This window comes from Kineosporia sp. NBRC 101731 (assembly GCF_030269305.1).
Lineage (GTDB): Bacteria > Actinomycetota > Actinomycetes > Actinomycetales > Kineosporiaceae > Kineosporia.
In genome coordinates this window covers 338587-364514 of the sequence record NZ_BSTC01000005.1, presented here as the reverse complement: position 1 = coordinate 364514, position 25928 = coordinate 338587, and the positions used below count along the sequence as shown (strand labels likewise).

Annotated in this window: 23 protein-coding genes and 2 tRNA genes; 10 read left to right on the top strand and 15 right to left on the bottom strand. The window is 69.7% G+C overall.

Going from position 1 to position 25928, the window contains the following annotated elements; genetic code table 11:
* Nucleotides 1–42 precede the first annotated feature (42 nt).
* Entirely contained in the window at nucleotides 43–2007 is a 1965-nt protein-coding gene (locus tag QSK05_RS17125) for a DAK2 domain-containing protein (protein ID WP_285598228.1), read from the bottom strand.
* A 318-nt stretch (nucleotides 2008–2325) separates the two neighbouring features.
* Here QSK05_RS17125 and rpmB point away from each other — a divergent pair, with 318 nt between their 5' ends.
* The gene (gene rpmB, locus QSK05_RS17120; RefSeq protein WP_231487458.1) at nucleotides 2326–2511 is read left to right on the top strand and encodes a 50S ribosomal protein L28; all 186 of its coding nucleotides are present in this window, start codon (nucleotides 2326–2328) and stop codon (nucleotides 2509–2511) included.
* Between the two features lie 221 nt (nucleotides 2512–2732).
* Here rpmB and QSK05_RS17115 read toward each other — a convergent pair whose 3' ends face one another.
* Nucleotides 2733–3347, bottom strand: a complete 615-nt coding sequence (locus QSK05_RS17115) for a MepB family protein (protein WP_285598227.1) — start codon at nucleotides 3345–3347, stop codon at nucleotides 2733–2735.
* 215 nt (nucleotides 3348–3562) lie between these two features.
* Nucleotides 3563–4582, bottom strand: coding sequence for a thiamine-phosphate kinase (locus tag QSK05_RS17110; protein WP_285598226.1), 1020 nt, complete (start codon nucleotides 4580–4582; stop codon nucleotides 3563–3565).
* A 148-nt stretch (nucleotides 4583–4730) separates the two neighbouring features.
* Between QSK05_RS17110 and QSK05_RS17105 the strand changes: the two genes are divergently transcribed.
* Nucleotides 4731–4964 carry an Lrp/AsnC family transcriptional regulator gene (locus QSK05_RS17105; RefSeq protein WP_231487456.1) on the top strand — a complete coding sequence of 78 codons (234 nt, stop codon included), beginning with the start codon at nucleotides 4731–4733 and terminating at the stop codon, nucleotides 4962–4964.
* A gap of 4 nt (nucleotides 4965–4968) precedes the next feature.
* Nucleotides 4969–5535: a DUF3515 family protein gene (locus QSK05_RS17100; RefSeq protein WP_285598224.1), complete on the top strand. Its 567-nt coding sequence runs from the start codon at nucleotides 4969–4971 to the stop codon at nucleotides 5533–5535.
* Between the two features lie 76 nt (nucleotides 5536–5611).
* Here the strand turns inward: QSK05_RS17100 and QSK05_RS17095 are convergent, their stop codons facing one another.
* On the bottom strand, nucleotides 5612–6763 hold the full coding sequence (locus QSK05_RS17095) for a D-alanine--D-alanine ligase family protein (RefSeq protein WP_285598223.1): 1152 nt from the start codon (nucleotides 6761–6763) through the stop codon (nucleotides 5612–5614).
* 100 nt (nucleotides 6764–6863) lie between these two features.
* Between QSK05_RS17095 and QSK05_RS17090 the strand changes: the two genes are divergently transcribed.
* Complete coding sequence (locus QSK05_RS17090; protein WP_285598222.1) at nucleotides 6864–8015, top strand: trans-sulfuration enzyme family protein; 1152 nt, start codon at nucleotides 6864–6866, stop codon at nucleotides 8013–8015.
* Here the strand turns inward: QSK05_RS17090 and QSK05_RS17085 are convergent.
* On the bottom strand, nucleotides 8012–9013 hold the full coding sequence (locus tag QSK05_RS17085; RefSeq protein WP_285598221.1) for an NAD(P)H-dependent glycerol-3-phosphate dehydrogenase: 1002 nt from the start codon (nucleotides 9011–9013) through the stop codon (nucleotides 8012–8014). The genes QSK05_RS17090 and QSK05_RS17085 overlap by 4 nt on opposite strands.
* The gene (locus QSK05_RS17080; RefSeq protein ID WP_285598220.1) at nucleotides 9010–9783 is read right to left on the bottom strand and encodes a lysophospholipid acyltransferase family protein; all 774 of its coding nucleotides are present in this window, start codon (nucleotides 9781–9783) and stop codon (nucleotides 9010–9012) included. Before QSK05_RS17080 ends, QSK05_RS17085 begins: the two co-directional genes overlap by 4 nt.
* A gap of 126 nt (nucleotides 9784–9909) precedes the next feature.
* Here QSK05_RS17080 and cofC point away from each other — a divergent pair, with 126 nt between their 5' ends.
* Both cofC and QSK05_RS17070 read left to right on the top strand, forming a co-directional pair.
* Nucleotides 9910–10587 (top strand): 2-phospho-L-lactate guanylyltransferase, encoded by a 678-nt coding sequence (cofC, locus tag QSK05_RS17075; protein WP_285598219.1) that lies wholly within the window; start codon nucleotides 9910–9912, stop codon nucleotides 10585–10587.
* Between the two features lie 108 nt (nucleotides 10588–10695).
* Complete coding sequence (locus tag QSK05_RS17070) at nucleotides 10696–10911, top strand: hypothetical protein (protein ID WP_285598218.1); 216 nt, start codon at nucleotides 10696–10698, stop codon at nucleotides 10909–10911.
* Nucleotides 10912–11044: 133 nt separating this feature from the next.
* Here QSK05_RS17070 and murA read toward each other — a convergent pair whose 3' ends face one another.
* From murA to leuC, 4 genes are all read right to left on the bottom strand, one after another.
* A complete protein-coding gene (gene murA, locus QSK05_RS17065) occupies nucleotides 11045–12361 on the bottom strand; it encodes a UDP-N-acetylglucosamine 1-carboxyvinyltransferase (RefSeq protein ID WP_231487391.1) in 1317 nt (438 codons plus the stop codon).
* Nucleotides 12362–12594: 233 nt separating this feature from the next.
* Entirely contained in the window at nucleotides 12595–13350 is a 756-nt protein-coding gene (locus tag QSK05_RS17060; protein WP_285598217.1) for an HU family DNA-binding protein, read from the bottom strand.
* A 257-nt stretch (nucleotides 13351–13607) separates the two neighbouring features.
* Entirely contained in the window at nucleotides 13608–14204 is a 597-nt protein-coding gene (leuD, locus tag QSK05_RS17055) for a 3-isopropylmalate dehydratase small subunit (protein WP_285598216.1), read from the bottom strand.
* A 63-nt stretch (nucleotides 14205–14267) separates the two neighbouring features.
* A complete protein-coding gene (gene leuC / locus QSK05_RS17050) occupies nucleotides 14268–15737 on the bottom strand; it encodes a 3-isopropylmalate dehydratase large subunit (protein ID WP_285598215.1) in 1470 nt (489 codons plus the stop codon).
* 151 nt (nucleotides 15738–15888) lie between these two features.
* Here leuC and QSK05_RS17045 point away from each other — a divergent pair, with 151 nt between their 5' ends.
* Nucleotides 15889–16614 (top strand): IclR family transcriptional regulator, encoded by a 726-nt coding sequence (locus QSK05_RS17045; protein ID WP_285598214.1) that lies wholly within the window; start codon nucleotides 15889–15891, stop codon nucleotides 16612–16614.
* 92 nt (nucleotides 16615–16706) lie between these two features.
* Here QSK05_RS17045 and QSK05_RS17040 read toward each other — a convergent pair whose 3' ends face one another.
* From QSK05_RS17040 to QSK05_RS17030, 3 genes are all read right to left on the bottom strand, one after another.
* Nucleotides 16707–17156, bottom strand: coding sequence for a hypothetical protein (locus tag QSK05_RS17040; RefSeq protein ID WP_285598213.1), 450 nt, complete (start codon nucleotides 17154–17156; stop codon nucleotides 16707–16709).
* Between the two features lie 140 nt (nucleotides 17157–17296).
* Nucleotides 17297–17369 (bottom strand) — tRNA-Glu (locus tag QSK05_RS17035).
* Between the two features lie 112 nt (nucleotides 17370–17481).
* Nucleotides 17482–17553: transfer RNA gene (locus QSK05_RS17030), tRNA-Gln, on the bottom strand.
* A gap of 1071 nt (nucleotides 17554–18624) precedes the next feature.
* Between QSK05_RS17030 and QSK05_RS17025 the strand changes: the two genes are divergently transcribed.
* Nucleotides 18625–21231, top strand: a complete 2607-nt coding sequence (locus tag QSK05_RS17025) for a putative bifunctional diguanylate cyclase/phosphodiesterase (RefSeq protein ID WP_285598212.1) — start codon at nucleotides 18625–18627, stop codon at nucleotides 21229–21231.
* An 86-nt stretch (nucleotides 21232–21317) separates the two neighbouring features.
* Here the strand turns inward: QSK05_RS17025 and QSK05_RS17020 are convergent, their stop codons facing one another.
* A complete protein-coding gene (locus QSK05_RS17020; protein WP_285598211.1) occupies nucleotides 21318–22112 on the bottom strand; it encodes a fumarylacetoacetate hydrolase family protein in 795 nt (264 codons plus the stop codon).
* 44 nt (nucleotides 22113–22156) lie between these two features.
* Between QSK05_RS17020 and QSK05_RS17015 the strand changes: the two genes are divergently transcribed.
* Nucleotides 22157–23044 carry a 3-methyladenine DNA glycosylase gene (locus QSK05_RS17015; RefSeq protein WP_285598210.1) on the top strand — a complete coding sequence of 296 codons (888 nt, stop codon included), beginning with the start codon at nucleotides 22157–22159 and terminating at the stop codon, nucleotides 23042–23044.
* A gap of 111 nt (nucleotides 23045–23155) precedes the next feature.
* Nucleotides 23156–24196, top strand: a complete 1041-nt coding sequence (locus tag QSK05_RS17010; protein WP_285598209.1) for an NHL repeat-containing protein — start codon at nucleotides 23156–23158, stop codon at nucleotides 24194–24196.
* A gap of 62 nt (nucleotides 24197–24258) precedes the next feature.
* On the opposite strand, the gene cimA is transcribed toward QSK05_RS17010, so the two are convergent.
* A complete protein-coding gene (gene cimA, locus QSK05_RS17005; RefSeq protein WP_285598208.1) occupies nucleotides 24259–25848 on the bottom strand; it encodes a citramalate synthase in 1590 nt (529 codons plus the stop codon).
* Between the last annotated feature and the right edge of the window lie 80 nt (nucleotides 25849–25928).

Here is a 25928-nt window from a genome sequence, read left to right as displayed (position 1 = left end):
CCGCTGTCGCCACCGAGCGCTCACCCCTGTCCGAAGCTGTGTCTACTCCACCCCGATCAGGAGCGGGTACCTGGGCTGACCGCCGTTCACGACGTTCACCTCCAGGCCCCGGCCGAGACCGCGGGCGTGCGCCGCCACCGAGCGGGCAAGGGCATCATGCCCTCCGGCACCGACAACGATGGTGACCAGTTCCCCGCCGGAGGCCAGCAGCCGGTCCAGGACCTCGGTCGCGACCGTGGGAAGGTCCGCGCCGACCACCGAGAAGTCCCCGTCGACCACCCCGAGCGCGTCCCCGATCCTGCACTCCCCCGCGCTGGTGAGTCCATTCCGCACGGCCACGGTCACCGCACCGTCGCGGGCCCCGCCGGCCGACGCGGACATCGCCACCACATCGTCGTCGAACCGCCGGTGCCCGTCGTGCACGGCGGCCGCGGCCAGTCCCTGCACCTGGGCCCGGGTCGGCACGACCGTCACCCGCACGCCCTCGGCCCGCGCGGAGGCCGCGGCGATACGGGCGACGCTGAGGGTGTCGGCGTCGTTGGGCAGCACGGCCACCTCGGTGCTGTGGGTGCGGTGGATGGCGGCCAGGATCGCAGCCGTCGACGGTCGCCGCCCCGGTCCTCCCGCGACCACGACCGCTCCGGTGCTCGCGAAGAGCTCGGCCAGCCCCGGCCCGGCGGCACAGGCCACCAGGCCGGTGGTGCGGGAACGACGTTCGGGACCGGTTGGTCCGGGAGCCCCCGGCGGCTCCGCCCGGTTCGGCCCCCCGAGATGACTGATCCGGATCTGGTGCGGGTGCCCGGCGACGATCGCGCGCTCCACCACCGCGCCCGCGTCCGGGGTGTGCACGTGCACCTGCCAGAGTTCCGGGCCGCCGACGATCACCAGCGAGTCACCGATCCGGCCCAGTTCGGCGCGTAGCTCGTCCACCCTCTCGTCGCCGTGCTCGGGATCGGTGTCGAGCAGGAACATCACCTCGTACAGCTCACTGCCCGTCCGGCGGGCCGGCCCCGGGACGTCGGCGCCCCATTCGTTGCCGGCCTCCGGACCGGTCACGCACCGCGCGCTCCCCCGCGGGGCAATCCCCTGCCGGACCACCTCGTGCAGCTCCTGCAGCTCGGTCCCGTCACCCCACTCGGGTTCGTGGTCGTGCACGGTGCGGAGATCGACCAGCCGCCGCACGCCGTCCGCGGCGGGACCGTGACCCCGCCCGCGACCGTGCTCGTGGACGACCGCGCCCGGGCCGACCCGGGCCGGGATCCCGATCGCCGGGGTCGCCGGGGCGACCGGTGTCCTCCCGTGACAGGTGCTGAAGTCGAGAGCGGGCAGGTTGGCCGGACGACGCCGGCGGCGGTACTGACGGTGCTTCTGACGATGGGTGTGGTCGGCCATCACGACCTCGGCCAGGGCGTCGAGCAGGACGACGAGGCCCCGGCCACCGGCATCGACCACCCCGGCGGCGGCCAGCGCGGGCAGTTGCCCGGGGGTGCGGGCCAGTGCCAGCTGGGCGGCCTCGGCGGCGGCGCTCACCACGGTCTCCAGGTCGGCGCCGAGGTCGGACTCCGCCGCGGTGCGCGCGGCCTCGGCCGCGGCCCGGCTGACCGAGAGGATCGTGCCCTCGAGCGGGTGGTGCACGGCCTTCCAGGCCTGCTCGTCGGCCCGGCGGAAGCACTCGACGGCGGTCTGCGCGGTGAGCTCGCTGTGCTCGGCCAGCACCTGGGCCCAGCCCCGCAGCAGCTGTGCACCGATCACCCCGGAGTTGCCCCGGGCCCCCAGCAGGGCGCCCCGGGCGAAGGCGTCGGCCACGGTGGCGACGGATGCGTGCGGGGGCAGCGCCTGCACGGCGGCGACGGCGGCCTCGAGGGTCAGGTACATGTTGGTGCCGGTGTCACCGTCCGGAACCGGGAACACGTTGAGGGCGTCGATCTCCTCACGGGCGTCGGCGAGCGCACCCAGCGCGGTCAGCGCCCAGCGTCGCGCGGCCGGAGGGTCGAGAACGTCCAGCACCCGCACTCCTCCCACTGGTCGGCACCGATCGAGATTCCGCTTCAGCCGGAATGTATCCGCCCGCACGGCTCACCTGCCATTCATGCACCGTTCATCCGAATTGGACACCGATTGCCCGGGCCTGTCACGTTCAGAGCGACGATCCGATCGGCGGAGCTGCCCTGCTCGCGCAGGCTCCGGTTTGGGCCGGGGCCTGCGCTTCGGCTACTCTGCTCGGGAGCGTGGTAGGTCTGCCCTGCCCGCGGCGGCCCAAGTGCCGCCGGGCAAGAGATCCGACCGCCCGCACCAAGCATCAGTTCGATACCTCAGGAGATGAACGTGGCCGCCAACTGCGACGTTTGCAAGAAGGGGCCGGGCTTCGGCTTCAGCGTCTCGCACTCCCACCGCCGGACGAAGCGTCGCTGGAACCCGAACATCCAGCGCGTCCGCACCACCATCGGTGGCACGCCGCAGCGCGTCAACGTCTGCACCTCCTGCCTGAAGGCCGGCAAGGTCAGCCGCTGATACACAGTTTCAGGAACCGCCGGGCACCCTCTGGGTGGCCCGGCGGTTCTCGTTTGCGCCCCCACCCTTCTCCGACGGGCCACGCCCGGTGCCGGGTGCCCTGCAGGGGGCATGGACCTTCACGACGCGCCCGGGAGGCCCGGGATGTCATGGGAGGTTCGGCATGATCACGAAAGGGCGAGGGGAGCCCACGCCAGGCCCTGGTAGGGCGTCCGCCGGCGTCAGGAGCCGGTGATCGCGGGGGCGTAGAGCTGCCGGGCCCGCTCCAGATCCACTCCGGTGGCGGAGTCCAGGGGCAGGAAGAACTCGCGCTGCCAGCCGCGGGTGCGGGCAGCCTGCGCGTTGTGCGGGGCCGACCACGGCGGGTACACCCGGAACGCCCGTTTCCCGTCGGCGTCCGGGGAGGAGAGGATCCGCTGGCGGGCCAGGACCCCGGCCGGGAACACGAAGTGCCCGAAGTGATCGTCCTCGCGGGCGGTGACGACGAAGAGCCGCACCTTGTCGCCGACCGCGAACGGCCGGATCGTCCCGGTCGGCCGGCGCAGCCAGAGGGTGACGAACAGGCCGTTCTTCTCCGGGGTCTTACGGGCCGAGCGCAGTCGCACCGGGGCGCCGTCGAGGCGGACCTTGTGCGCGGCGTACTCAGCGCCCTCGGCCGCGGCCTCGGGCGTGAGACCGGTGCAGACGATGCCCAGCGGGTCGAAGACCTGTTCCTTGAGCACCAGCAGGTCCGGTGGCGTCGGCGCGGACCACACCGCGGAAACGGCGGCCGGCCTGGTGACCTCAGCCGGTTCGGCCTGCTGGTTGTCGTGATCGGTCTGATCCTGCGCGCTCATGGCTGGAGTTCCGTCCTCGAAGATCTGAAATGCCCGGCCCGCCCCGCGACCGGGCCGGAGCACGGGAGCGCTCGGAACATGTACACCTGGTACCAGGTGTGCCATGTGTACACATCGCACGAGGGGCGGGACCGGGATCCGGTCCGGCCCCCGTCGTCGGGGAAGATCCGTCCGCGCATGCCGCACGGAACGTTTCCGGTCCTGCGGGAATGACCTCAGCTCCAGTGCCGCCAGCCGCCCTCACCGCTGAAGGGCCTGCCGTCCACCCACACACCCGGTTCGCCGTCGCGCACCACGCCGATCACCCGGAAGGAGGGTGGCACCGGGACCGAGGGCGGGAAACAGGCCAGCAGGGCGTGGTCCTCACCACCGGTGAGCACCCAGTCCTGCGCCTCCTGCGCGGAAATCCCCAGCACCGACGCAGCACTCAGCAGATCCGGGGTGGGCACCAGTGCGGTGGGGTCGAGGTCGAGCACGACGCCGGACGCGTGGGCGATCCGGGCGGCGTCGCGCACCAGGCCGTCGCTGGTGTCGATCATGGCATTCACCCCGGCCAGCGCGGCTTCGACACCGGCCTCGTACGGCGGCACCGGGGCGCGGTGCTCACGCACCAGGGCCGACAGCGCCGGTTCCAGGTCGTCGGCCGCGGCACCGCCGAAGGCCCGCAACAGGGCCCAGCCCGCCGCCGAACGTCCACTGCCCACGGTGACGGCCACCACATCCCCGGCCCGGGCCTGCGACCGCAGAACCGCCCGCGGACCCGCCAGAGTGCCGAGTGCGGTACCTGTCACAACGATCTCGGACCCGGCCGAGACATCTCCCCCGGCCACGACCGCACCGGCCCGGGCACACTCGGCGACCAGACCGTCCGCCATCTCGTTGGCCCACGACGCCGGGACATCTGCGGGAGTGGTCAGACTCACGAGAAGTGTGTGAGGCCTGCCACCCATGGCGGCGACGTCGGCGAAATTCTGTGCAGCGACCTTGATCCCGATGTCACGGGCTGTTGACCAGTCGCGGCGGAAGTCCTGGCCCTCCACGAGGGTGTCGGTGCACGCGACGAGCGGCCCGGCGAGCGGGCCGGTCAGGTCGAGAACTGCTGCGTCGTCCCCCGGGCCCACGGTCAGCCAGGGCGCTGAGGGATAACGATCGAGTACACCGGCCACCAGGGAATCCTCACCCAGAGTACCGATGGAGGGGTCGTTCCGGTCTGGTTCGTCCCGGGCCGTACCCAAACTGATCCCCAACCTTCGGCCTCGATGTGGTCAACCCTCTGCTGCGGCTGCGGATCGACACGGTAGCGTGACCGCCCAATGTCTGAGACCGGCCCGCACCGTGGAGCCTCTGCAGACCCTCAGGCAGTTCGGACAGGAGAAACACGTGGTGGTGCAGGCTTACATCTTGATCCAGACCGAGGTCGGGCGCTCGACGTCGATCGTCACCGAGATCGCTCAGATCCCGGGCGTGACCTTGGCCGAGGACGTCACGGGCCCCTATGACGTCATCGCCCGGATCGAGGCCCCCTCCGTCGATGAGCTCGGCTCCGGCGTGATCGCGAAGATTCAGGACGTGAAGGGAATCACCCGCACGCTCACCTGCACTGTTGTGAAGATGTGAGCTGATGCGCCAGGTCCTGCGTGACATCGGCCAGTACAGGGTCCGGCCTCGGCGCCGGGCCCTGATCGCTGTTCCGGTGGCTCTCGGGGCGACCGGAACACTGGTGGCCCTGGCCGCATGCGGATCCGGTTCGTCAGCGGGGAACACCGACGTTCCCTCACTGACCCCGGGCCCGGATGCCGCCGTTGCCGCCTGCACCGATCTGATGGACCGCCTGCCGGAGACTGTGCTCTCCCGGGCCCGTAACACCACCCAGGAGCCCACCGGCATCGCCACCTGGGGTGATCCAGCGATCTCACTGAGCTGCGGAGCCACACCGACCGGCCCGACCACCGACCGGTGCATCGACATCAACGATGTGGCCTGGGTGTTCAGCGAGACCTCGACCGCGTACACGTTCATCACCTACGGCCGCGATCCGGCTGTCCAGGTGCAGGTGCCGACCTCGGTGGAACGCAGCGCAGCCACCGCTGCCCTCGTCGATCTCGAGAAGGCCGTGAAACCGCTGGGAACCACCGCCCGTCAGTGCTCGGACCTGGTGGACTCGGCACCGAGCACCAGCGCGAGCTGAGCAAAACACCCAGCTGAGCAAAACACCGATGCCGGGCCCCTCGTGAGGGGACCCGGCATCCGATGTCTCAGATGTCTCAGCGCAGGCCGGTGGGACGGGCCAGAGCCGTGCGGATCAGCCGGTCGATCAGCTCCGGGTACTCCAGGCCGGTGGCCGCCCACATCCGCGGGTACATCGACGAGCTGGTGAAGCCGGGCATCGTGTTGATCTCGTTGACCACCACGCTGCCGTCGGCCTGCACGAAGAAGTCGACCCGGGCCAGGCCCTCGCAGTTCATCGCCTCGAACGTGCGCACCGACAGGTCCCGCACCCGCGCGAGCACGTCGTGGGGCAGGTCGGCCGGGCAGCTCAGCTTCGTGGCGTTGTCGAGGTACTTGGCCTCGAAGTCGTAGAAGGTGTGCTCGCCGACGAACTCGATCTCGCCGGGCAGGCTGGTCGCGACGCTGCCGTCGGCCGCCTGGAGCACCGCGCACTCGATCTCGCGTCCGGCCACGGCCGCCTCGATCACCAGCTTGCGGTCGTGCTTCAGCGCCTCGGCGATCGCGGCGTCGAGGTCCTCCGGACCGTCGACCTTGCTGATGCCGACGCTGGAACCGGCCCGGGCCGGCTTCACGAACACCGGCCAGCCGAGCTCCTCGACGTCGTCGCGCACGGCGTCCGGGTCTCGCTCCCAGGCGCCCGGCCGCACCACGACGTACTCGCCGATCGGCAGGCCCGCGCCCTTCAGCATGACCTTCATCACGGCTTTGTCCATGCTGGCCGCGGAGGCCAGCACGCCGGCGCCGACGTAGCGGATGTCGGTCAGCTCGAGCAGGCCCTGCAGCGTGCCGTCCTCACCGAACGGACCGTGCAGCAGCGGGAACACGACGTCGACCTGGCCGAGCTCACGGGGCACCTGACCGGGCTCGAGCACCTGAAGGTTGCTGTCGGTGGTCTGCAGCGGGGCGATGACGCCCGGGCCGTCGCCGTCCTTCACCTGGGGCAGCACCCCGGCCGAGATCGCCCAGCGGTCGGGGTCGTCGGCGGCGAGCACCCAGCGGCCGGTGTTGGTCACACCGATCGGGATCACGTCGTACGCGTCGTGATCGATCGCGCGCAGCACCGACGAGGCGGTGGCACAACTGACCGCGTGCTCGCTCGAGCGCCCGCCGAAGAGCACGGCCACCCGGGGCTTGCGGGGGGCCGTGATTCCCGGATCCGTGGAAGTCACGGGCTGGATAGCGTCCATGACCGGGGAGAGTACCGGGGATTCGAGGTGCGCATCCCGGGCGCACCCCCGCACCCTGGGGCCTGCACGGGTGACACCAGCCACCTTCTACTCTGTGCGCATGAGTGACTCCTCCCAGGGCAAGCTGGCTTCCGCCACCCTCGTGGTCACGGCCGGCCGCCCCGCGGGCACGCCGAACCAGCCGATGAACGTGCCGGTGGTGCTTACGTCCACCTACACCGCCTCCGACTTCTCGCACCAGCCGGGTGATCTGGGCTACGGCCGGTGGGGCAACCCGACCTGGACCGCCCTGGAGGACGCGGTCGGGGCGCTGGAGGGTGGTCCGGCACTGGCTTTCGGCTCCGGCATGGCGGCCATCTCGGCGGTGCTCAACCTGGTGCCCCTCGGCGGCACGGTGGTGATCCCGGACGCGCCATATTCCGGAACCGCCCAGCTCGCCGGTGAACTCGCCGCGGCCGGCCGGCTCGCCGTGCGCCCGGTGCCGATGGCTGACACCGATGTCGTGGTGGGCGCCCTGGAGGGGGCCGACCTGGTGATCCTGGAGACCCCGACGAACCCCCTGATGGACGTCGCCGACCTGGCCACCATCATCGCCGCCGCCCGCTCGCGCGAGGTCCTGACGGCGGTGGACAACACCTTCGCCACGCCCCTCCTGCAGCAACCGCTGTCACTCGGTGCGCACATGGTGGTGCACTCCGCCACGAAATACCTCAGCGGGCACAGCGACGTACTCCTGGGAATCGTTGTCACGGCGGAGGAGTCGCCGCAGCTGCAGCAGCGCCTGCACGGCCACCGCACGATCAACGGAGCCATCCCCGGCCCGATGGAGGCCTGGCTGGTCCTGCGCGGCCTGCGCACCCTGGCTCTGCGGGTGGAACGGGCGAGTGCGAACGCCGCCGAACTGGCCCGCCGGCTGGGTGATCACCCGGCCGTCGCGAAGGTGCGGTACCCGGGCCTGCCCGGTCACCCGGGGCACGAGCTGGCGCGCGCCCAGATGCGCGGATTCGGGGCGATGCTCTCCTTCGAGCTGAACGGCTCCGCGGAGCAGGCCGAGAAGGTCTGTGCCGCCACGCGACTGTGGGTCCACACGACGAGTCTCGGCGGGGTGGAGTCCAGCCTGGAGCGCCGGCGCCGGCACGGGGGCGAGTCGAAGCTGGTACCCGAATCGCTGATCCGCCTGTCGGCGGGGATCGAGGATGTCGAGGACCTGTGGGCCGACCTGTCACAGGCCCTCGACGCCGCCGGTCGTTAGGCGAGTTCCGACTTCCGGGCCCGGGAGAGCAGGCTCCCGGCCAGCTCGGACAGCGGGACCTCGCCGTTCACCACGCCGGTCACCGCCTCGGCGATGGGCATGTCGACGCCGTGTTCGCGGGCCAGACCCAGGATCGCGCCGGTGCTCTTCACTCCCTCGGCGGTGCGGTTGGTGATGGCCACGACCTCGTCGACGGTCATGCCCTGCCCCAGGTGCACGCCGAAGGTGCGGTTGCGGGACAGCGGCGAGGCACAGGTCGCGACCAGGTCGCCCATCCCGGCCAGACCCGCGAACGTGGCCGGCTCGGCACCGAGAGCAACGCCCAGGCGGGTGATCTCGGCCAGGCCCCGGGTGATGATCGAGGCCTTCGAGTTGTCGCCCAGGCCCATGCCCTCGACCATGCCCACGGCCAGCGCGATCACGTTCTTCACCGCACCGGACAGTTCCACGCCGATCACGTCGTGGTTGGTGTACGGCCGGAAGTAGGGGGCGGAGCAGGCCGCCGCCACCTGTTCGGCGGTGTCGTGGTCGGTGCAGGCGACCACGGTGGCGGTGGGCTGGCGGGCGGCGATCTCGGCGGCCAGGTTCGGGCCGGACACCACGGCATTACGTTCCGGGCCGATCTCCAGGACCTCGCCGATGACCTCGCTCATCCGCTTCAGGGTGCCCTTTTCGACGCCCTTCATCAGGCTGACCGTGACGGCCGAGGGCCCGATCAGCGGCTTCCAGGTGGCCAGGTTGGTGCGCAGGGTCTGCGCAGGCACCGCCAGCACCACGATGTCGGCGCCGTCCAGCGCGACCGCCGGATCGGGGTCGGCCGTGATCGTGTGCGGCAGCTCGAGCCCCGGCAGGTAGTCGGGATTCTCGTGCCGCCCGGCGATCGCCTCGCACACCTCCGGGCGGCGGCCCCACATCGTCACCTTGGAGCCGGCATCAGCGAGCACCACGGCGAACGTGGTCCCCCAGGATCCGGTGCCCATCACCGCGACGCGACTCATCGTCCTGACCTCTTCCGCTTCTGCTGTTTCGGTTGTTTCGGGTTGGGATTGCCGTACCAGGTGTTCCCGCTGGTCCGCGGGTCGTACCGCTGTGCGGGCGCCGTCTCGCCGCGGATCTCCTCCAGCAGCGCCGTCAGCTCGTTCATCATCTGCCCGGTCGCCTCCTCCAGCACGGCCACGGTGACCGGCTGACCGGCGAAACGGCTCAGGTCCACGGGAGGCCCGGCGCTCACCCACACGGTCTGCCGGGGCACCAGGTGAAAGCGCTTGGAGTAGGCCGGGAGGATCTCCTGGGCACCCCACTGCGCGATCGGTACCAGGGGCGCCCCCGTCTCCAGGGCCACCCTCACCGCCCCGCTCCGGCCCCGCATCGGCCACTGACCCGGGTCTCGCGTCAGCGTGCCCTCCGGGTAGAACGAGACGCACTCGCCGGCCCGGACCGCTGTCACCGCCGCCGAGTAGGCTGCGCCGGCGTCGTTCGTATCGCGGTAGACCGGAATCTGCCCGGCACCACGCACGAGCCGCCCGAGCAGCGGCAGCCGGAACACGCTCTCCTTCGCCAGGAAGCGTGGCAGCCGGCCCCGCTCGTAGACGAAGTGCCCGAAGGTGAACGGATCGACGTAGGAGATGTGGTTGGTCACCGTGATCACCCCGCCGGTGGCCGGAAGATTCTCGGCACCCCGCCAGTTTCTCTTCGTCGTCAGCAGGAGGGCCGGTTTCAGCACGATCACGGCCAGCCGGTACCAGCCGCCGATCCTCCGCCGACTCACCAGAGTGCCACCTTCCGATTCCGAGACCTCTGCATCCGGGACATCAGCGCATGCATCGACGCGACGCCATCAGACCATCTTGCCGTCCCCACGCCCTCCCGCCGACCGCCGGGGAACCCGGACATCATGATTGAGGACGACGCCCGCACCACGCGTCCTGGGGTCACCGGGGTTTCGGGAGGGTCCCACCGGGTCTGGACCATGGTCCTGCCGTTCAAGGGCGGCCCGAACGCCAAGTCGCGACTGGCCGCACCACCCGGTCTGGCCAGTGCGATCGCCCTGGACTGTCTGGACGCGGTCGTGGCCGCGCAGCGGGTGGCACGGGTCGTCGTGGTCACCGCGGATTCCTCTCTGACACAGTCTGCCTCGGCCGCGGGCGCGACCGTTCGGAACGAGTCCCGGCCCGGGGCCGGACTCCTCGCGGCCATCACCGATGGCCTGGACGGGCTCCAGGGGCCCTGTGCAGTCCTGCTGGGTGACCTCCCGGCCCTGAGGCCGCCCGACCTCGACCAGGCGCTCCAGCGGGCTTGGGAGGCGCTGACAACGAAGGACGATCGCCCCGGCATGGTCTTCGTCCCGGACGCGGACGGCATCGGCACCGTCCTCCTGGCCGCCGCCGACCCGTCGACCCTGCGTCCCTCGTTCGGTCCGGAGTCGGCCCGCCGGCACACCGAGTCCGGCGCCCGGCGGCTGGATCTGGACCTCCCGGCCCTGCGCCGCGACGTGGACACCCAGGCCGACCTGGCGGTGGCCCGGCAGATCGGCCTCGGCCGGCGGACGAGAGCGGCGCTGGACCCGAACTGAGTCCTCAGCAAAACCCTTTGTTCGTGATCATGCCAAACCTCCCCGGGGAGGTTTGGCATGATCACGAACAAAGGCTTGGGGCCGCCCCGCTTTGACTACGCTGCTCCTGTGCAGGCCACCGTGTACCGCTACGACGCCGAGACCGGCTCCGGGTCCGTCCTCACCGATTCCGGCGACGTGCTGCCCTTCACCGCCCGGGCGCTGGAGCACAGCGGTCTGCGTCATCTGCGCCCTGGTCAGCGGCTTTCCGCCGTCCGGGAGGGCGACGAGATCGTCAGCCTGACGCTCGGCACGATCGGCGCGGCCGACCGGCCGCTCCCCTGAAATCCGCTTTCGGACGCCTGCCGGCACCGACGCGCGCACGCGCGCCCTGGGTGCGTACCCGCGTCCTCAAGCTCGCAAACACAACATCCCCGCCCGGCCAACGGCCCGGCGGGGATGTTCGGATCAGGAAATATCAGCGCTCGTAGTTGGCCCCGAGCATCTGCAGCTTCTGCTCGAAGTGCTCGTAACCACGGTCGATCAGGCCGATCCCGCGCACCCGTGAGGTGCCCTCCGCGGCCAGCGCCGCGATCAGGTGGCTGAACCCGCCGCGCAGGTCAGGCACCGTGATGTCGGCGCCGTGCAGCTTGGCCGGGCCCGAGATGACCGCCGAGTGCATGAAGTTACGGCGGCCGAAACGGCACGGCCGGCCCCCCAGGCACTCACGGTAGAGCTGGATCTGGGCGCCCATCTGGCTGAGCGCGTGGGTGAAGCCCAGCCGGTTCTCGTAGACCGTCTCGTGCACGATGCTCAGGCCGCTGGCCTGAGTCAGGGCCACGACCAGCGGCTGCTGCCAGTCGGTCGCGAAGCCCGGGTGCACGTCGGTCTCGAGCACCAGTGAGTTGAGCTCCCCGCCGGGGTGGCTGAACCGGATGCCGTCGTCGCCGATGTCGAGGAGGCCTCCGACCTTCCGGAACACGTTCAGGAAGGTCATCATCTCCTGCTGACGGGCACCCAGCACGGTGATGTCGCCCTTGGTCGCCAGCGCCGCGCTGGCCCAGGACGCGGCCTCGATCCGGTCGGGCATCGCCCGGTGGGTGAAACCGCCGAGCCGGTCGACGCCTTCGATCCGGATCGCCCGGTCGGTGTCGACGCTGATGATGGCGCCCATCTTCTGCAGCACCGCGATCAGGTCCATGATCTCGGGCTCGATGGCCGCGTTGGTGAGCTCGGTGACGCCCTCGGCGAGCACGCTCGTCAGCAGCACCTGCTCGGTGGTGCCGACGCTGGGGTACTCCAGCTTGAGTTTCGTGCCCTGCAGCCGCCGCGGTGCGCGGATGGCGATTCCGTTCGGCTCCTTCTCGACCACCGCACCGAATTGCCGCAGCACATCCATGTGGTAATTGATCGGACGGTCACCGATCCGGCACCCACCGAGATCGGGAATGAATGCCTCTCCCAGCCGGTGAAGCAGAGGACCGCAGAAAAGAATGGGGATACGGCTGGACCCCGCGTGAGCGTCGATGTCGGCGACGTGCGCCTGAATGACATTGCTCGGGTCGAGACGGAGTTCGCCCTCAGGGCCGGGAATCTCCTCGACATGAACTCCGTGGAGTTCCAGCAGCCCGCTGACGACTCCCACGTCGCGGATCTGCGGAACGTTACGCAGCACGCTCGGCTCGTCACCGAGGAGTGCGGCCACCATGGCCTTGGAAACCAGGTTCTTGGCGCCCCTGACCTGGATGCTGCCGACCAGCGGGGTGCCGCCGTGCACGGTGAGTACGTCGTTCATGAAGGACATCGTGGACCACGTCGGGCCAGGTACCAATTCCAGTCCCGACAAGACCTCATGTGACTGGCGTCGGTCCAGGTCGGCCGGGACTGAAGTCCGGACGGCCACCGAGTCGTCCCGGCCACCAAAACAGCCACGTGGCGGGCGTCCCGGCGTTCAGCCGGAGCACCCGCCACGTGTGGAGGGGTGGTGCTGCTGTGGTGCTGTTCGGTGCGGGTACCGCGCGAGCGAGCTCAGGCGGTGGTGCTGCGACGACGCGTGGTGGTGCGCTTCGCGGCGGTCGGGGCGGGGGTCTTCGCGGCCGCGGTGCTGCGGGAAGCCGTGGTGGCGGTCTTCTTCGCGGCGGTCTTGCGGGCCGTGGTGGTCTTGGCCGCGGTGGTCTTCGCCGCCGTGGTCTTGGCCGGAGCAGCCTTCGTGGCCGGAGCCTTCTTGGCGACGGGAGCCTTGGTCGCGGTCTTCTTCGCGGCCACGGTGGTCTTCGCCGGAGCGGCCTTGGTGGCCGTGGTCTTCTTCGCGGCCGTGGTCTTGGCGACCGTCGTCTTGGCGGCGGTGGTCTTCGCGGCGGTGGTCTTCGCCGGAGCGGCCTTGGTGGCCGTGGTCTTCTTCGCGGCCGTGGTCTTCGTGGCGCGGGTGGGGGCGGCGGCCTTGGCGGCAGCGGCCACACCACGCGTGGTGGCGGCGCGGGTCGAACCGGCAACCGGCTTCGGCAGGGTGCGCGGCTCGGCGACGTACGCCTTGAACGACGTGCCGGCGCGGAAACGCGGGACCGACGTCTTCTTGATGCGGACCTTCTCGCCGGTGCGCGGGTTACGACCGGTACGAGCGTTGCGGACGGCCTTCTCGAAGGAGCCGAAACCGCTGATGGTCACCTTCTCGCCACGGACGACGGCGCGGGTGATGGTGTCGATCACGGCGTCCAGGGCGTCGGCGGCGGACTGACGGCCCCCGAGACGCTCCTGGAGAATCTCAACGATATCTGCCTTGTTCACTTTCAATCCTCCGGTACTTGGGGTCGAGCGGACAGCCCGATGGAAGATGAAGGTAAACGCACTCCGGCCTATAAATCCAATACAGAGTGAGGTTTTGTCGTTGTGTCTCAAGGCAAAACCGGTCCGCAAACGGCCCTCGGCGGCCCTCGCACGGCCCCTTCCGAGGCCGTGCACGAGCCGCCGAGTTTAACGAGATTCATTACCTCAGAAGGTTTTCCAGTAATGAATGGTGATTCCGCTTGGCCGCCGGAGGGGGCTCAGCGGGCCGGAAGAGTGGTCGGCAGAAAGTGTGGCCGATTCGACTCGAAAGCAGTCACCGCATCGACGTGCCGGAGGGTCAGCCCGATGTCGTCCAGACCCTCCAGGAGCCGCCAGCGGGTGTAGTCGTCGACCTCGAACGGCACCGTCAGGTCGCCGCAGACGGCGGTGCGGGCCGTCAGATCGACCGTCACCTCAGTGCCCGGGCGGCTTTCCAGCGCCGTCCAGAGCTTCTCGATATCGGCCTGCTCGACGATCCCCGCGAGCAGTCCCGCCTTTCCCGAGTTCCCCCGGAAGATGTCGGCGAAGCGGGACGAGAGAACTACCCGGAAGCCGTAATCGTTGAGGGCCCAGACGGCGTGCTCGCGGGACGAGCCGGTGCCGAAGTCGGGGCCCGCGACGAGCACCGAACCGTCCTTGTAGGCCTCCTGGTTCAGGACGAACGTGGGGTCCTGACGCCAGGCGGCGAACAGCCCGTCCTCGAATCCCGTGCGCGTCACCCTCTTGAGGTACACCGCCGGGATGATCTGGTCGGTGTCGACGTTCGAGCGACGCAACGGGACGCCGACCCCGGTGTGGGTGCTGAATTTCTCCATGGTTTTCGCTGTTCCTTCGATGTGAAGTCTTGAGTGGACCGCGTGAACCGCCGAAACTTCCTCTCAGCGACCGGTGGAAGCGCCCTGCTGCGACGAGACCTCGAGACCGGGGCCGCCCTGACCGGTGGCGGGCTCCAGGTCGGACGGTGAGGAGAGTGTTCCGCGCACCGCGGTGGCCGCGGCCACGGCCGGCGAGACCAGGTGCGTACGGCCGCCCTTTCCCTGCCGTCCCTCGAAGTTCCGGTTGGAGGTGGAAGCACTGCGCTCACCGGGCGCCAGCTGGTCGGGATTCATGCCCAGACACATCGAGCACCCGGCCTGACGCCATTCTGCGCCGAACGCCGTGAACACCTTGTCCAGCCCCTCGGACTCGGCCTGCAACCGCACGCGCGCCGAACCGGGCACGACCAGAACCCGCACCGAGTCCGCCTTCTGCCGCCCGTTCACGACCGCGGCAGCGGTGCGCAGGTCCTCGATGCGACCGTTGGTGCAGGAGCCGATGAACACGGTGTCGACGGCGATCTCACGCAGCGGAGTGCCCGCGGTGAGGTCCATGTAGGTGAGCGCACGCTCGGCGGCCTGGCGGGCGTCCGGGTCGGCGATGCTCGCCGGGTCCGGGACCGCGGCCGAGAGCGGAGAGCCCTGACCGGGATTCGTACCCCACGTGACGAACGGTTCGAGGTCGGGTGCCGAGAGGTGGACCTCGGTGTCGAACGTGGCGTCGTCGTCGGTGCGCAGGGTGCGCCAGTACTCGACCGCGGCGTCCCAGTCCTCACCCTCGGCCGCGTGCCGGCGACCCTTGACGTACTCGAACGTGATGTCGTCGGGGGCGATCATGCCCGCCCGGGCGCCGGCCTCGATCGACATGTTGCAGATCGTCATCCGGGCTTCCATCGACAGCGCCCGGATGGCCGATCCCCGGTACTCCAGCACGTAGCCCTGGCCACCGCCGGTACCGATCTTCGCGATCACCGCGAGAATGATGTCCTTGGCACTGGTTCCGGCGGGCAGATCGCCGTCCACATTGATCGCCATCGTCTTGAACGGCTTCAGCGGCAGCGTCTGGGTGGCCATGACGTGCTCCACCTCGCTGGTGCCGATACCGAAAGCCAGGGCCCCGAAGGCGCCGTGGGTGGAGGTGTGTGAATCTCCGCAGACCACGGTCATACCCGGCTGGGTGAGCCCCAGCTGCGGGCCGACCACGTGCACGATGCCCTGGTCGATGTCACCCAGCGAGTGCAGCCGGACACCGAACTCGGCGCAGTTCTTCCGCAGCGTCTCGATCTGCGTGCGACTGACGGGGTCGGCGATCGGCTGGTCGATGTTGACCGTCGGGGTGTTGTGATCCTCGGTGGCGATGGTGAGGTCGAGGCGGCGGATCGGTCGCCCGGCCAGACGCAGACCGTCGAACGCCTGCGGGCTGGTGACCTCGTGCAGCAGGTGGAGATCGATGTAGAGCAGGTCGGGTTCGCCGTTCTCGCCGGCGCGCACCACGTGCGCATCCCATACCTTCTCCGCCAGAGTGCGGCCCACGCTGATCATCCTCCATCCGGGACAGAACCCGTTCGGCTTGTTTCACGGGCACCGTTGTCGGCACCCGTGGTTCCCAGCGATTCCCGGTCCTCGCGACCGGCTCGCGGACGCCGGACTTGCGTCTCGCTTCGTGAGACGCCAGTATCGCTCCATGGACAAGAGTAGCGGAGTCGGCGTCCTGGACAAGGCAGCCGTGCTGCTCGACGCCCTGGAGGCGGGGCCGGCGACACTGGCCCAGCTGGTGACCGCAACCGGGCTCGCCCGCCCTACCGCGCACCGCCTGGCCGTCGCGCTGGAGCACCACCGGCTCGTGGGCCGTGACCTGCAGGGGCGTTTCGTGCTCGGGCCGCGCCTGGGCGAGCTCGCCGCCGCGGCCGGGGAGGATCGGCTCCTGGCCGCCGCCGGGCCGGTTCTCGCGGCGCTGCGCGACCACACCGGTGAGAGCGCACAACTGTTCCGCCGTCAGGGTGATCAGCGCATCTGCGTGGCCGCCGCCGAAAGGCCGGTCGGCCTCCGCGATTCCATCCCGGTCGGATCGGCACTCTCGATGCACGCCGGATCGGCCGCGCAGACGCTGCTCGCCTGGGAGGAGCCGGATCGCCTGCACCGCGGGCTGAACGGGGCCAAGTTCACCGCCAGCACCCTCTCCGCCGTACGCCGGCGCGGGTGGGCCCAGAGCATCGCCGAGCGGGAGCCGGGTGTCGCGTCGGTCTCGGCGCCGGTGCGGGGCCCGTCCGGCCGGGTGGTGGCCGCGGTCTCGATCTCGGGCCCCATCGAGCGTTTCACCCGTCAGCCGGGGCGGCAGCACGCCACCGCCGTGGTGGCCGCGGCCGGGCGGCTGACCGAGGTGCTGCGCCGGGGGCAGATCCAGGCTTAGGGCCGGGCCGAAAACTCGCCGAGACCAACGGAACGAGCCCGCCACCCCGATCCGGGGGTGACGGGCTCGTCGGTGTTCCGGTGGGACGTGGGTCAGGAAGCCCCGGCCTCGCCGCTGAACTCGGCGGCCTCGTCCTGCGCGGAAGTGATCAGCGCGTCGACAGTGATCTCGCCCCTGCTGTCGTCGATCAGGCGACGCAGCAGCACCAGCTCGATGCGAGCCAGGTCGGGCTCGTCCAGCTGCTCGAGCACCTCGGCGACCGACGCGTCGTCACCGAGCACCGAGCGCACCAGCGCCTGTGCGGCGTTCTCGTCGATCGCGACGGGGGTCTGGGCGTAGGGCACGGCGGCAGCCGCGACGAATCCCGGCACGTCGGCCTGCGGGCCGGACAGGCTGCGCCCGACGGCGTTGTAGAAGGCCGCGCCGACAACCTCGCCGAAAGCGTTCCAGCCGTGCTCGTCCAGGGACTTGGTCTGCTCGAAGTAGGCGTTCAGATCGCCCACCAGCAGCTCCCGAACCGTTTGGCCGATCTGGGCCGTCATGAGCTTTACCTCCATCGATCGGTGGCGCCGCCGCGGCGGCGCTCCACCCCCGAGCATCCTTGGGTTCTCGCAGGTCGGCGAGAGATTACCGGACATGAAGACGGCCCTCGACCAGAAGAGGTCGAGGGCCGTCTCTCATGTAGCCCCGACGGGATTCGAACCCGCGCTACCGCCTTGAGAGGGCGACGTGCTAGGCCACTACACAACGGGGCCTTGCTGACCAGGTCAGCTGTTCGATTCTAGCCAACTGCTTGGCTGTTCACCGAATCGGTCCGACCCGCTCTAAAAGCGAGCACGAAGCCCGCTTTTCGGCGATCTAACCGCGCTGGGGTACCAGGACTCGAACCTAGACTAACTGTACCAGAAACAGTCGTGCTGCCAATTACACCATACCCCATGGTAGGTAAACACCCGGTGGTCAGATCCTCGTCTTGCGGTTCAGATCTTTCCGTTGGGTGAGCGCCCACCGAGAACATTACCGGTCCGGGGGCGCTGGCCCAAATCAGGGATCCCGAACGACGCCCTCGAATCTCCCGCCCCGCCCGTGCAACCTCCGAAAACGCCTGCCCAGAAACCGAATCTCTGCCTTCAAAGATCAGGAACCGGCCGGCCGGTGCACCCGCCGGGGAGAAACCCACCCCCTTTCGGAGCACTCGACCTGCCCGGCACGTGCGCCCTCCCCCCGTCGGCCACGCGAGCAGACCCGCGAAGAGACCCGCGAACGGACCCGGAGGAGTCACCCTCGGCACCCCCACCGCACACCTCCGCCTCTGGCTCCGGCTCCGGCTCCAAGCCCGTTCGCAGCCCCGTCCCTTCCCTCGCGGCCACGCCCCCCGATGCGACCGGCACCACATCCGAAAGTGCCCGGCCACCATCCCGCCAACCACTCCCCATCCATCCACCCCGATGCGACCAGCGCCACACCGCAAGCCCGGGCAGGTGGCCGCGTGAGCGATCAATCCGTCGCACATCAGACGCACGTCACACTTCCGGGTCGGCGAGCGGCCGGGTGATCCCGGACCGCATCAGGCCGGGCACGCGGGACACCTACGCGAACGGGACGTAGGTCACCCTCAGCCACACAACTTTCCACTACTTTGGGTCATCCCCCGGAACTCTGCGCCGCACGAACCGCGCCCCCTGCGCCCCTCCGGGACGACGGAATGTGTCCGACATCTCCAGGCGGCGAAATGACTATGGGTAAGGTGTCGGCTACAGGTTTCGTCCGGACTTCCGCTCTTGGCGTATCGGCGATTCAGCTACGCTCCAGTTCAGGGGAGCGTGATCACCGGGGGACGGGGATGTTCACAGTTCAAGCACTGCTTTTCAGGTGTTGCGGAATGCCGGAGACGGCCTGATGACGCTGATGATGCGCGCGCCCATGACCTCACGCGGGGCCGCTGGGGTATCCGTCCTGCGGGCTCGTGGTCGCGTGTGCCCGCACGACCCCGGTTGCAGGGGGTGACGAGTGGCCGTCTCGGGTATCCGGCTCTTCGAACTGTCCCCGCTGGCTCTCCTTCCGAGCCCCGGGCACACCGACACGCGTACCCGGCCGAAGGCCCCCCGGGCCACGTCGCTGCGGATCATCGCGGTCAGTCTGCTGCTGGTGGCCTTCGGCGCGCTGCTGTGGCTGTGTCCCGTCACCCAGGAGATGGGCGCCCGGGGGCGTCTGCTGCGCCTGGACTGGTGGACGGTGGCCGCGCTGGCCGCCGCCTGCGAGATCGTGGTGCAGATGGTGCAGGTCAACGGCCATCGGCAGGTCCGCGCCATCTCGATGAACGAGATCGCCACCGTGCTGGGCCTGTTCTTCGCCACTCCGGGTGGTTTCGTCGCCGGGCGGCTCGTCGGGGTGCTCGTGGCACTGGTGCTGTGGCGCCGGCAGGGCCCGGTGAAGGTGTTCTTCAACGGCTCGATGCTGTTCGCCGAGTCGGTACTGGCCCTGATGCTGTTCAACCTGATCCGCGGCTCGGACGTCCACATCGACCCCCGGGCCTGGGCCGCCGCGCTGGTCGCGACGATCTGCGGCGGGCTGCTCTCGGCCGTCGCGGTCACCGTGGTGATCGCCGTGGTCGACGGTGAGACCAAACGCCGTGACTTCCTTCTCGAGGCCGGCCGGGGTGCCACCACCTCGGCCTGGGTCACCTGCATCGCGCTGGTCGCGGTGCACGCGCTCGACGCCGACAGCCGGGCCGCGGTGCCCCTGGCGGTCTCGATGGTGCTGCTGCTCATCGCCTATCGCAGCTACTGCAGCCTCTCCGAGCGCCACCTGAGCCTGGAGCGGCTGTACCGGTTCAGCCACGCGGTGAGCAGCACTCCTGAGGTGAACGAGATCCTGACCGGGGTGCTGCAGCATGCCCGCGAGGTGCTGCGGGCCGACTACGCCGAGATCGTCTTCGTCTCCTCCGAGGCCGGGCACCAGCCGCTGCGCATCGACAGCCGGGGTTCCAACGGCAAGCTGCGCCGCGTGCGGCTGAGCGACGAGGCCGCGAACGACCCGAGCTGGGCCGGGGTCTTCGGCAGCGGAGGTCCGCTGCTCATCCCCCGCGGCGACCGCAGCCACCGCGCCCTGCTGGCCGACCGCGACCTGCGCGACGCCGTGCTGGTGCCGCTGCGGGGTGAGGCGGGCATCGTCGGCACCATCCTGGTCGGAGACCGGATCAGCGACGTGCGCTCGTTCGACTCCGACGACGTGCAGTTACTGATGACCGTGGCCAACCACGCCAGCATGGCCCTGCAGAACGGGCAACTGGTCGACCGGCTGAAGCACGATGCCCTGCACGACAAGCTCACCGACCTGCCGAACCGCAATCTGCTGCAGGAAGAGATGCTGCAGGCCATCCAGGAGATGCGCGACGACCGCTCCCCCGGCCTGGCTGTGCTGAATCTCGACCTGGTCAATTTCAAGCAGGTCAACGACACCTTCGGACTGGCCCTCGGTGATCTGCTGCTGCAGCAGGTGGGCCGGCGGCTGCACGACCGGCTGGCCGGACGGGGCGTGCTGGCCCGCACCGGCGGTGACGAGTTCACCGTGCTCCTGCCGGCGGTCGACTCGGTGGCCGCGGCCCTCGAGATCGCCGCCCAGTTGCGCTGCGGGCTGGAGAAGCCGGTCAGCATCCAGGGGGTGGACGTCGAGGTCGGCGTCTCGATCGGTATCGCCGTCGCGCCGCTGCACGGGGCTGACGGGCACACGCTGCTGAAACGGGCCGACGCGGCGATGTACTACGCGAAGAACTCCGGTTCGGGTCTGCATGTGTACGACAAAGGGCTCGACGCCAACGAGACCCCCGAGCGACTGGCCCTGACCGCCGAGCTCCGGCAGGGCATCTCGGCCGGGCAGCTCGAGGTCTACGTGCAGCCACAGGCCAGTCTGCGCACCGGGATGGTGCTCGGGGCGGAGGCTCTGGTGCGCTGGCGTCACCCCCGGCACGGGCTGCTCTTCCCCGACACCTTCATCCCCCTGGCCGAACGCAACGGCCTGATCCCGCAACTCACCGACGCCGTGCTCGAGCAGGCGGTGGCCGCGTGCGGGCGCTGGCGGCGAGCGGGTCATCGGCTCACGGTGAGCGTGAACCTCTCCGCCCGCAGCAATCTCAACGAGAAGCTGATCGAGAACGTGCAGCAGCTGCTGAACCGCCACGGGGTTCCGGCGAAGGCGCTGACGCTGGAGATCACCGAGAGCTCGGTGATCCGTGACCCGGCCCGTACCCGGATCGTGCTCGATCAGCTGCATGCGCTCGGAGTGGGTCTGTCCATCGACGATTTCGGCACCGGCTACTCGTCCCTGTCCTACCTGCGCCAGCTCCCGGTGCAGGAGGTGAAGATCGACAAGAGCTTCGTGATGAACATGCTGGCCGAGCCGAACGACGCCGCGATCGTGCGCTCCATCGTCGATCTGGGCACCAATCTCGACCTGGCGGTGGTGGCCGAGGGTGTGGAGGACGCGGCCACCCGGGCCGAGCTGCAGCGCATGGGCTGCACCAACATGCAGGGCTTCTACCTGGCCGCCCCGATGCCCCTGGCCGGCTTCATGGACTGGCTCGCGGCGCGTGAGGGGCACCTGGCCGAGGCGCGCTGAGCCGATCACGGGCCAAAGTGAGGACGCGTGTGGGCCCCAGGAGGGGAGCCCACACGCGTCCTCACTTTGGCCCGGACGAAAGAGCCTCAGTCGCGCGAGACCACGGGGTTGCTCAGCACACCCATGCCCTCGATCTCGACCTCGACGCGGTCGCCGGCCACGATCGGGCCGACCCCGGCCGGGGTGCCGGTGAGGATGATGTCACCGGGCAGCAGCGTGAACGCGGCCGAGACGTAGGCGACGATCTCGGGGATCTTGTGAATCAGCTGCGAGGTGCTGCCGTCCTGCTTGACCTCGCCGTTCACGCGGGTGGTGAGCCGCAGGTCGGTGGGGTCGGTGTCGAGCACCAGGTAGGGGCCGATCGGGCAGAACGTGTCGAAGCCCTTGGCCCGCGCCCACTGCTTGTCGGACTTCTGCAGGTCGCGGGCGGTGACGTCGTTCGCGATCGTGTAGCCGAGCACGACCTCGTTGACCCGTTCGACCGGCACATCTTTGCAGAGCTTGCCGATGACGATGGCCAGCTCGCCCTCGTAGTGCACGTTCGTCGACTGACGCGGCAGCACGATCGGGTCGCCCGGGCCGATCACCGAGGTGTTCGGCTTGAAGAACAGCAGCGGCTCCTCCGGCGGGGCCTCCCCCGGCGTGGTGGCCATCTCGGCCACGTGGTCGGCGTAGTTCTTGCCGACCGCAACCACCTTGCTGCGCGGGATGACCGGTGCGAGCAACCGCACCGCGTCGTCGAACCTGACCTTCTCCCCGGTCATCTGGACCGTCTGGTAAAGCGGATCGCCACTGATGACGTGCAGGAAGCCGCTGCCCTGCCCGCCCTCCACGATCGCGTACCTGGGGTCTTCGCCGGTGGTGAATCTCGCGATGAGCACGCCCTTGACCTTATGTCATTACCGAAGGGGAGATACTGGACGGTGTGACGAGGGCGGGTGGGACGACGATCAGCAGCCGGGTTCTGGCCGAGGGCGAGTGGCAACCTCTGGCACGGCAGCACGAGGAGCGCGCCGACGGCCTCACCCAGGGCCGGCGCGCGCGCAGGGCCACGCACACCAAGCACGCGATCGAGGACTTCCTCTACGAGTACTACTCCACACGTCCCTCGACGCTGCGCCGCTGGCACCCGGGCGTCGGCCTTCGTCTCCAGGGGGAGACCCCGCACGAGAAGTGGCGCTGGTACACGAAGGACGAGGCGGGCACGGTCGGGTTCGACGCGGCCCGGTTCATGGACGAGCGCGGCGACTCGGTGCAGTTCATCCACCGCCTGCTCACGAACATCAGCGGCAGGCCCACCTTCACCGGCTGTTTCGGCCTGCACGAGTGGGCGATGGTCTATCGGCAGGGCGAGCACCGGCATCCCCTCCCCCTGCGGCTGGGGCAGGCCGGCACCGATGAGGTGGTCGAGGCGCACCCGATCCGCTGCTCCCACTTCGACGCGTTCCGCTTCTTCACCCCCGAGGCCGTGGGCCTGAACCGGCTCCAGCCCACCCGCGAGACCCAGGTCGAACTGGATCAGCCCGGCTGCCTGCATGCCTCGATGGACGGGCACAAGTGGGCCATGAAGCTCGGCCCGGCCGTGCCCGGAGACCTGGCCCTGGACTGCTTCCAGCTGGCGCTCGACATCCGGCTGCTCGACATGAGGGCCTCCCCCTACGACCTCACCGCCTACGGCGAACCCGCGGTGAAGATCGAGACCCCCGAGGGGAAGGCCGAGTACGTGGCCCGGCAAAGGGAATTCGCCGAACGTTCCCAGGCACTCCGTGCGAGGCTGATCGTCGTCCTGGAAGCCCTGATCAGCTTCGTCTGAGGCCGGTGGGGCAGGAGTCATCTGGTTAACCAACCGGTTGACCAGCGAGTACGCCGAACGTGCCGTGTGTTCCGCGGTCGGTGACGGCCCTGCGTCCTCGACCCTGAACGTATGAATACGAGAAGGCTCACGTATCTCGGGCGCATCCGCACGGCCGCCGGCGCTGCGGTGATCGGCACGGCCCTGCTCGCTTCCCCCGCGCTCGCCGGGGAGTTCACCGGCGCAGCCCCGTCGAGCCCCGCGCCGGCAAAGGCGGCCTCGAGCAAGAAGGCGCTGACGACCATCGATCTACCGACCGGTTTCCGGCCCGAGGGCATCACATCCGGTCCCCGTCGCACCTTCTTCGCCGGATCCGTGGCCGACGGCTGCATCTGGACCGGCAGCCTGAAGACCGGGGCCGGGCACCGGCTCACGGCCGGGGTGCCCGGCCGGTCCCTGCGTGGTCTGCAGTGGGACCAGCGCTCGAACCTGCTCTGGGCCGCGGGGCAGGACGGCTCCCAGGGCATCGTGCTGGCCGTCGACGCCACCTCCGGTGCGGTGGAACACCGGATCGAGGTGCCCGGATCGGCGTTCCTGAACGACGTGCTGATCGAGCCGAACGCGGTGTGGGTCACCGACTCCCGGGTGGACCGGCTGACCCGCATCGATCTGCGGGCCGCGACCGGGCTTCCCACCGGCCAGACGAACTTCATCACGCTGAAGGGCGCCTGGCCGGCAACCACCACGGGCAACGGCGCGAACGGCATCGACAACCTGTGGGACGGCACGCTGCTGCTGGACAACAGCACGCACGGCGGCATCTACACGGTCGACCCGCACACCGGCGAGACCAAGAACATCCTCGTCAAGCGCGGTCCGGGGATCACCGGCGGAGATGGCCTGGAGCGTAAGGGCCACACCCTGTTCGTGGTCCGTGGCAACAGCCGCAACGCGGTCGAGGCCCTGAAACTGCACCACAGCCGCAAAGGCTGGCGCGCCACCTGGCGTCGGACGCTGACCTCGCCGCAGCTCGACGTGCCGAGCACCGCGACCTTCGTCAACCACACCCTGTGGGCCGTGAACGCCCGCTTCGGAGTGGCCGACCCGGCGACGGCGAGCTATCTCCTCGTGCCGCTGGGCAAGAAGGTCCTGAGCGGGATCGCGCCGCTGTAGACCACTGACAGCACGAGGGACGACGTGGTTGCCCACCTGGCAACCACGTCCTCCCTCGTGCTCTACACCCGGGAAGCCACACCCATCGACGACAGCCCGTACACGAAACTCTCCAGCAGGGCCTGCCAGCTGGCCTCGATCATGTTCGGCCCGACCCCCACGGTCTGCCAGACCGACCCGGCGCCGGTCGTCTCCACGAGCACCCGGGTGACGGCATCCGTGGCCGATTCCCCGTCGAGGATGCGGACCTTGAAGTCGGTCAGCTTCATCCGGTCCAGCTCCGGATAGACCGGCAGCAGCGCCTGGCGCAGCACCCGGTCGAGGGCGCTGACGGGGCCGTTGCCCTCCGCCGTGGCGACCACCCGGTTCCCGCCCGCGGTCAGTTTCACCGTCGCCTCACACACGGCCTCACCGGTGGCACCGCGGAATTCGGTGATCACGCGCCAGCTCTCGACCTCGCAGAACACCGGGCGGGCGCCGTGCACCGCCTCGGTGAGCAGCAGGGAGAACGATGCATCGGCGGCCTCGAACGTGTATCCCCGGGCCTCCAGGTGCTTCACCCGGTCGGTGACCTCGCCCAGCAGCTCCCGGTCGCTGGACAGGTCGAAACCCAGCTCCTTGCCCTTCAGCTCGATCGACGCGCGCCCGGCCATGTCCGAGACCAGCATGCGCATGTCGTTGCCCACGGCCGAGGGGTCGATGTGCTGGTACAGGTCGGGGTCGACCTTGATCGCGCTGGCGTGCAGACCCGCCTTGTGCGCGAACGCCGAGGCCCCCACATACGGCTGGCGGTTGTAGGGCGACACGTTGGCGATCTCGTTGACCGCGTGCGCGATCCGCGTGATGTCCTGGATCCGGCCCTCGGGCAGCACCCGGCGGCCTAGTTTCAGCTCCAGGTCGGCGAGAACAGTGACGAGGTCGGCGTTCCCGGTGCGCTCGCCGTACCCGTTCAGCGTGCCCTGCACCTGGATCACCCCGGCCTCGACGGCGGCCAGTGAGTTCGCCACCGCGCACCCGGTGTCGTTGTGGCAGTGGATACCCAGTGCCGCACCCGATTCCGTGCGCACGTCGTGCACGATGTCGGCAATCTGGTGCGGCAGCATGCCACCGTTGGTGTCGCACAGCACGATCGCCTCGGCGCCGGCCTCGGCCGCGGCCCGTACGACCTCCAGCGCGTACCCCCGGTCGAAGGCGTAACCGTCGAAGAAGTGCTCGGCGTCGAGGAACACCCGGCGCCCGTGCTCGCGCAGATGGTGCACGGTCTCGGTGACCATCGCCAGGTTCTCCTGCGCGGTGGTGCGCAGAGCCCGCTCCACGTGCCGGATGTCGCTCTTGGCCACCAGCGTCACGGCCGGGGCGAGTGAGTCGAGCAGCGCCTTCACCTGCGGGTCCTCGTGCACGGCCACGCCCGCCTTGCGGGTGGCGCCGAAGGCCGCCAGGACCGCCTGCTTGAGGTTCAGCTCGGTCGCGGCCCGGCGGAAGAACTCGGTGTCCTTCGGAATCGCCCCCGGCCAGCCGCCTTCGATGAACCCGACACCCAGTTCGTCCAGATGCCCGGCGATCGCCAGCTTGTCCTGCACCGAGAGGCTGAGCCCCTCCTGCTGGGCGCCGTCGCGCAGGGTGGTGTCGTACACCTGGAACGTGGTGTCCATCGTTGATCGCCTCTGGTCGTGGGGCTGGCATGAAAAAAGACCCCTCGCGGATGCGAGAGGTCTGCGCGTCGACGGTGCCC

Excerpts from the sequence above, each read along its gene's own strand:
- cimA (WP_285598208.1), bottom strand. The coding sequence starts at position 25,848 with ATGGACACCACGTTCCAGGTGTACGACACCACCCTGCGCGACGGCGCC.
- QSK05_RS17010 (WP_285598209.1), top strand. The coding sequence starts at position 23,156 with ATGAATACGAGAAGGCTCACGTATCTCGGGCGCATCCGCACGGCCGCC.
- QSK05_RS17100 (WP_285598224.1), top strand. The coding sequence starts at position 4,969 with ATGCGCCAGGTCCTGCGTGACATCGGCCAGTACAGGGTCCGGCCTCGG.
- QSK05_RS17115 (WP_285598227.1), bottom strand. The coding sequence starts at position 3,347 with ATGAGCGCGCAGGATCAGACCGATCACGACAACCAGCAGGCCGAACCG.
- cofC (WP_285598219.1), top strand. The coding sequence starts at position 9,910 with ATGATTGAGGACGACGCCCGCACCACGCGTCCTGGGGTCACCGGGGTT.
- QSK05_RS17090 (WP_285598222.1), top strand. The coding sequence starts at position 6,864 with ATGAGTGACTCCTCCCAGGGCAAGCTGGCTTCCGCCACCCTCGTGGTC.
- leuD (WP_285598216.1), bottom strand. The coding sequence starts at position 14,204 with ATGGAGAAATTCAGCACCCACACCGGGGTCGGCGTCCCGTTGCGTCGC.
- QSK05_RS17095 (WP_285598223.1), bottom strand. The coding sequence starts at position 6,763 with ATGGACGCTATCCAGCCCGTGACTTCCACGGATCCGGGAATCACGGCC.
- murA (WP_231487391.1), bottom strand. The coding sequence starts at position 12,361 with ATGAACGACGTACTCACCGTGCACGGCGGCACCCCGCTGGTCGGCAGC.
- QSK05_RS17040 (WP_285598213.1), bottom strand. The coding sequence starts at position 17,156 with ATGACGGCCCAGATCGGCCAAACGGTTCGGGAGCTGCTGGTGGGCGAT.
- QSK05_RS17045 (WP_285598214.1), top strand. The coding sequence starts at position 15,889 with ATGGACAAGAGTAGCGGAGTCGGCGTCCTGGACAAGGCAGCCGTGCTG.
- QSK05_RS17085 (WP_285598221.1), bottom strand. The coding sequence starts at position 9,013 with ATGAGTCGCGTCGCGGTGATGGGCACCGGATCCTGGGGGACCACGTTC.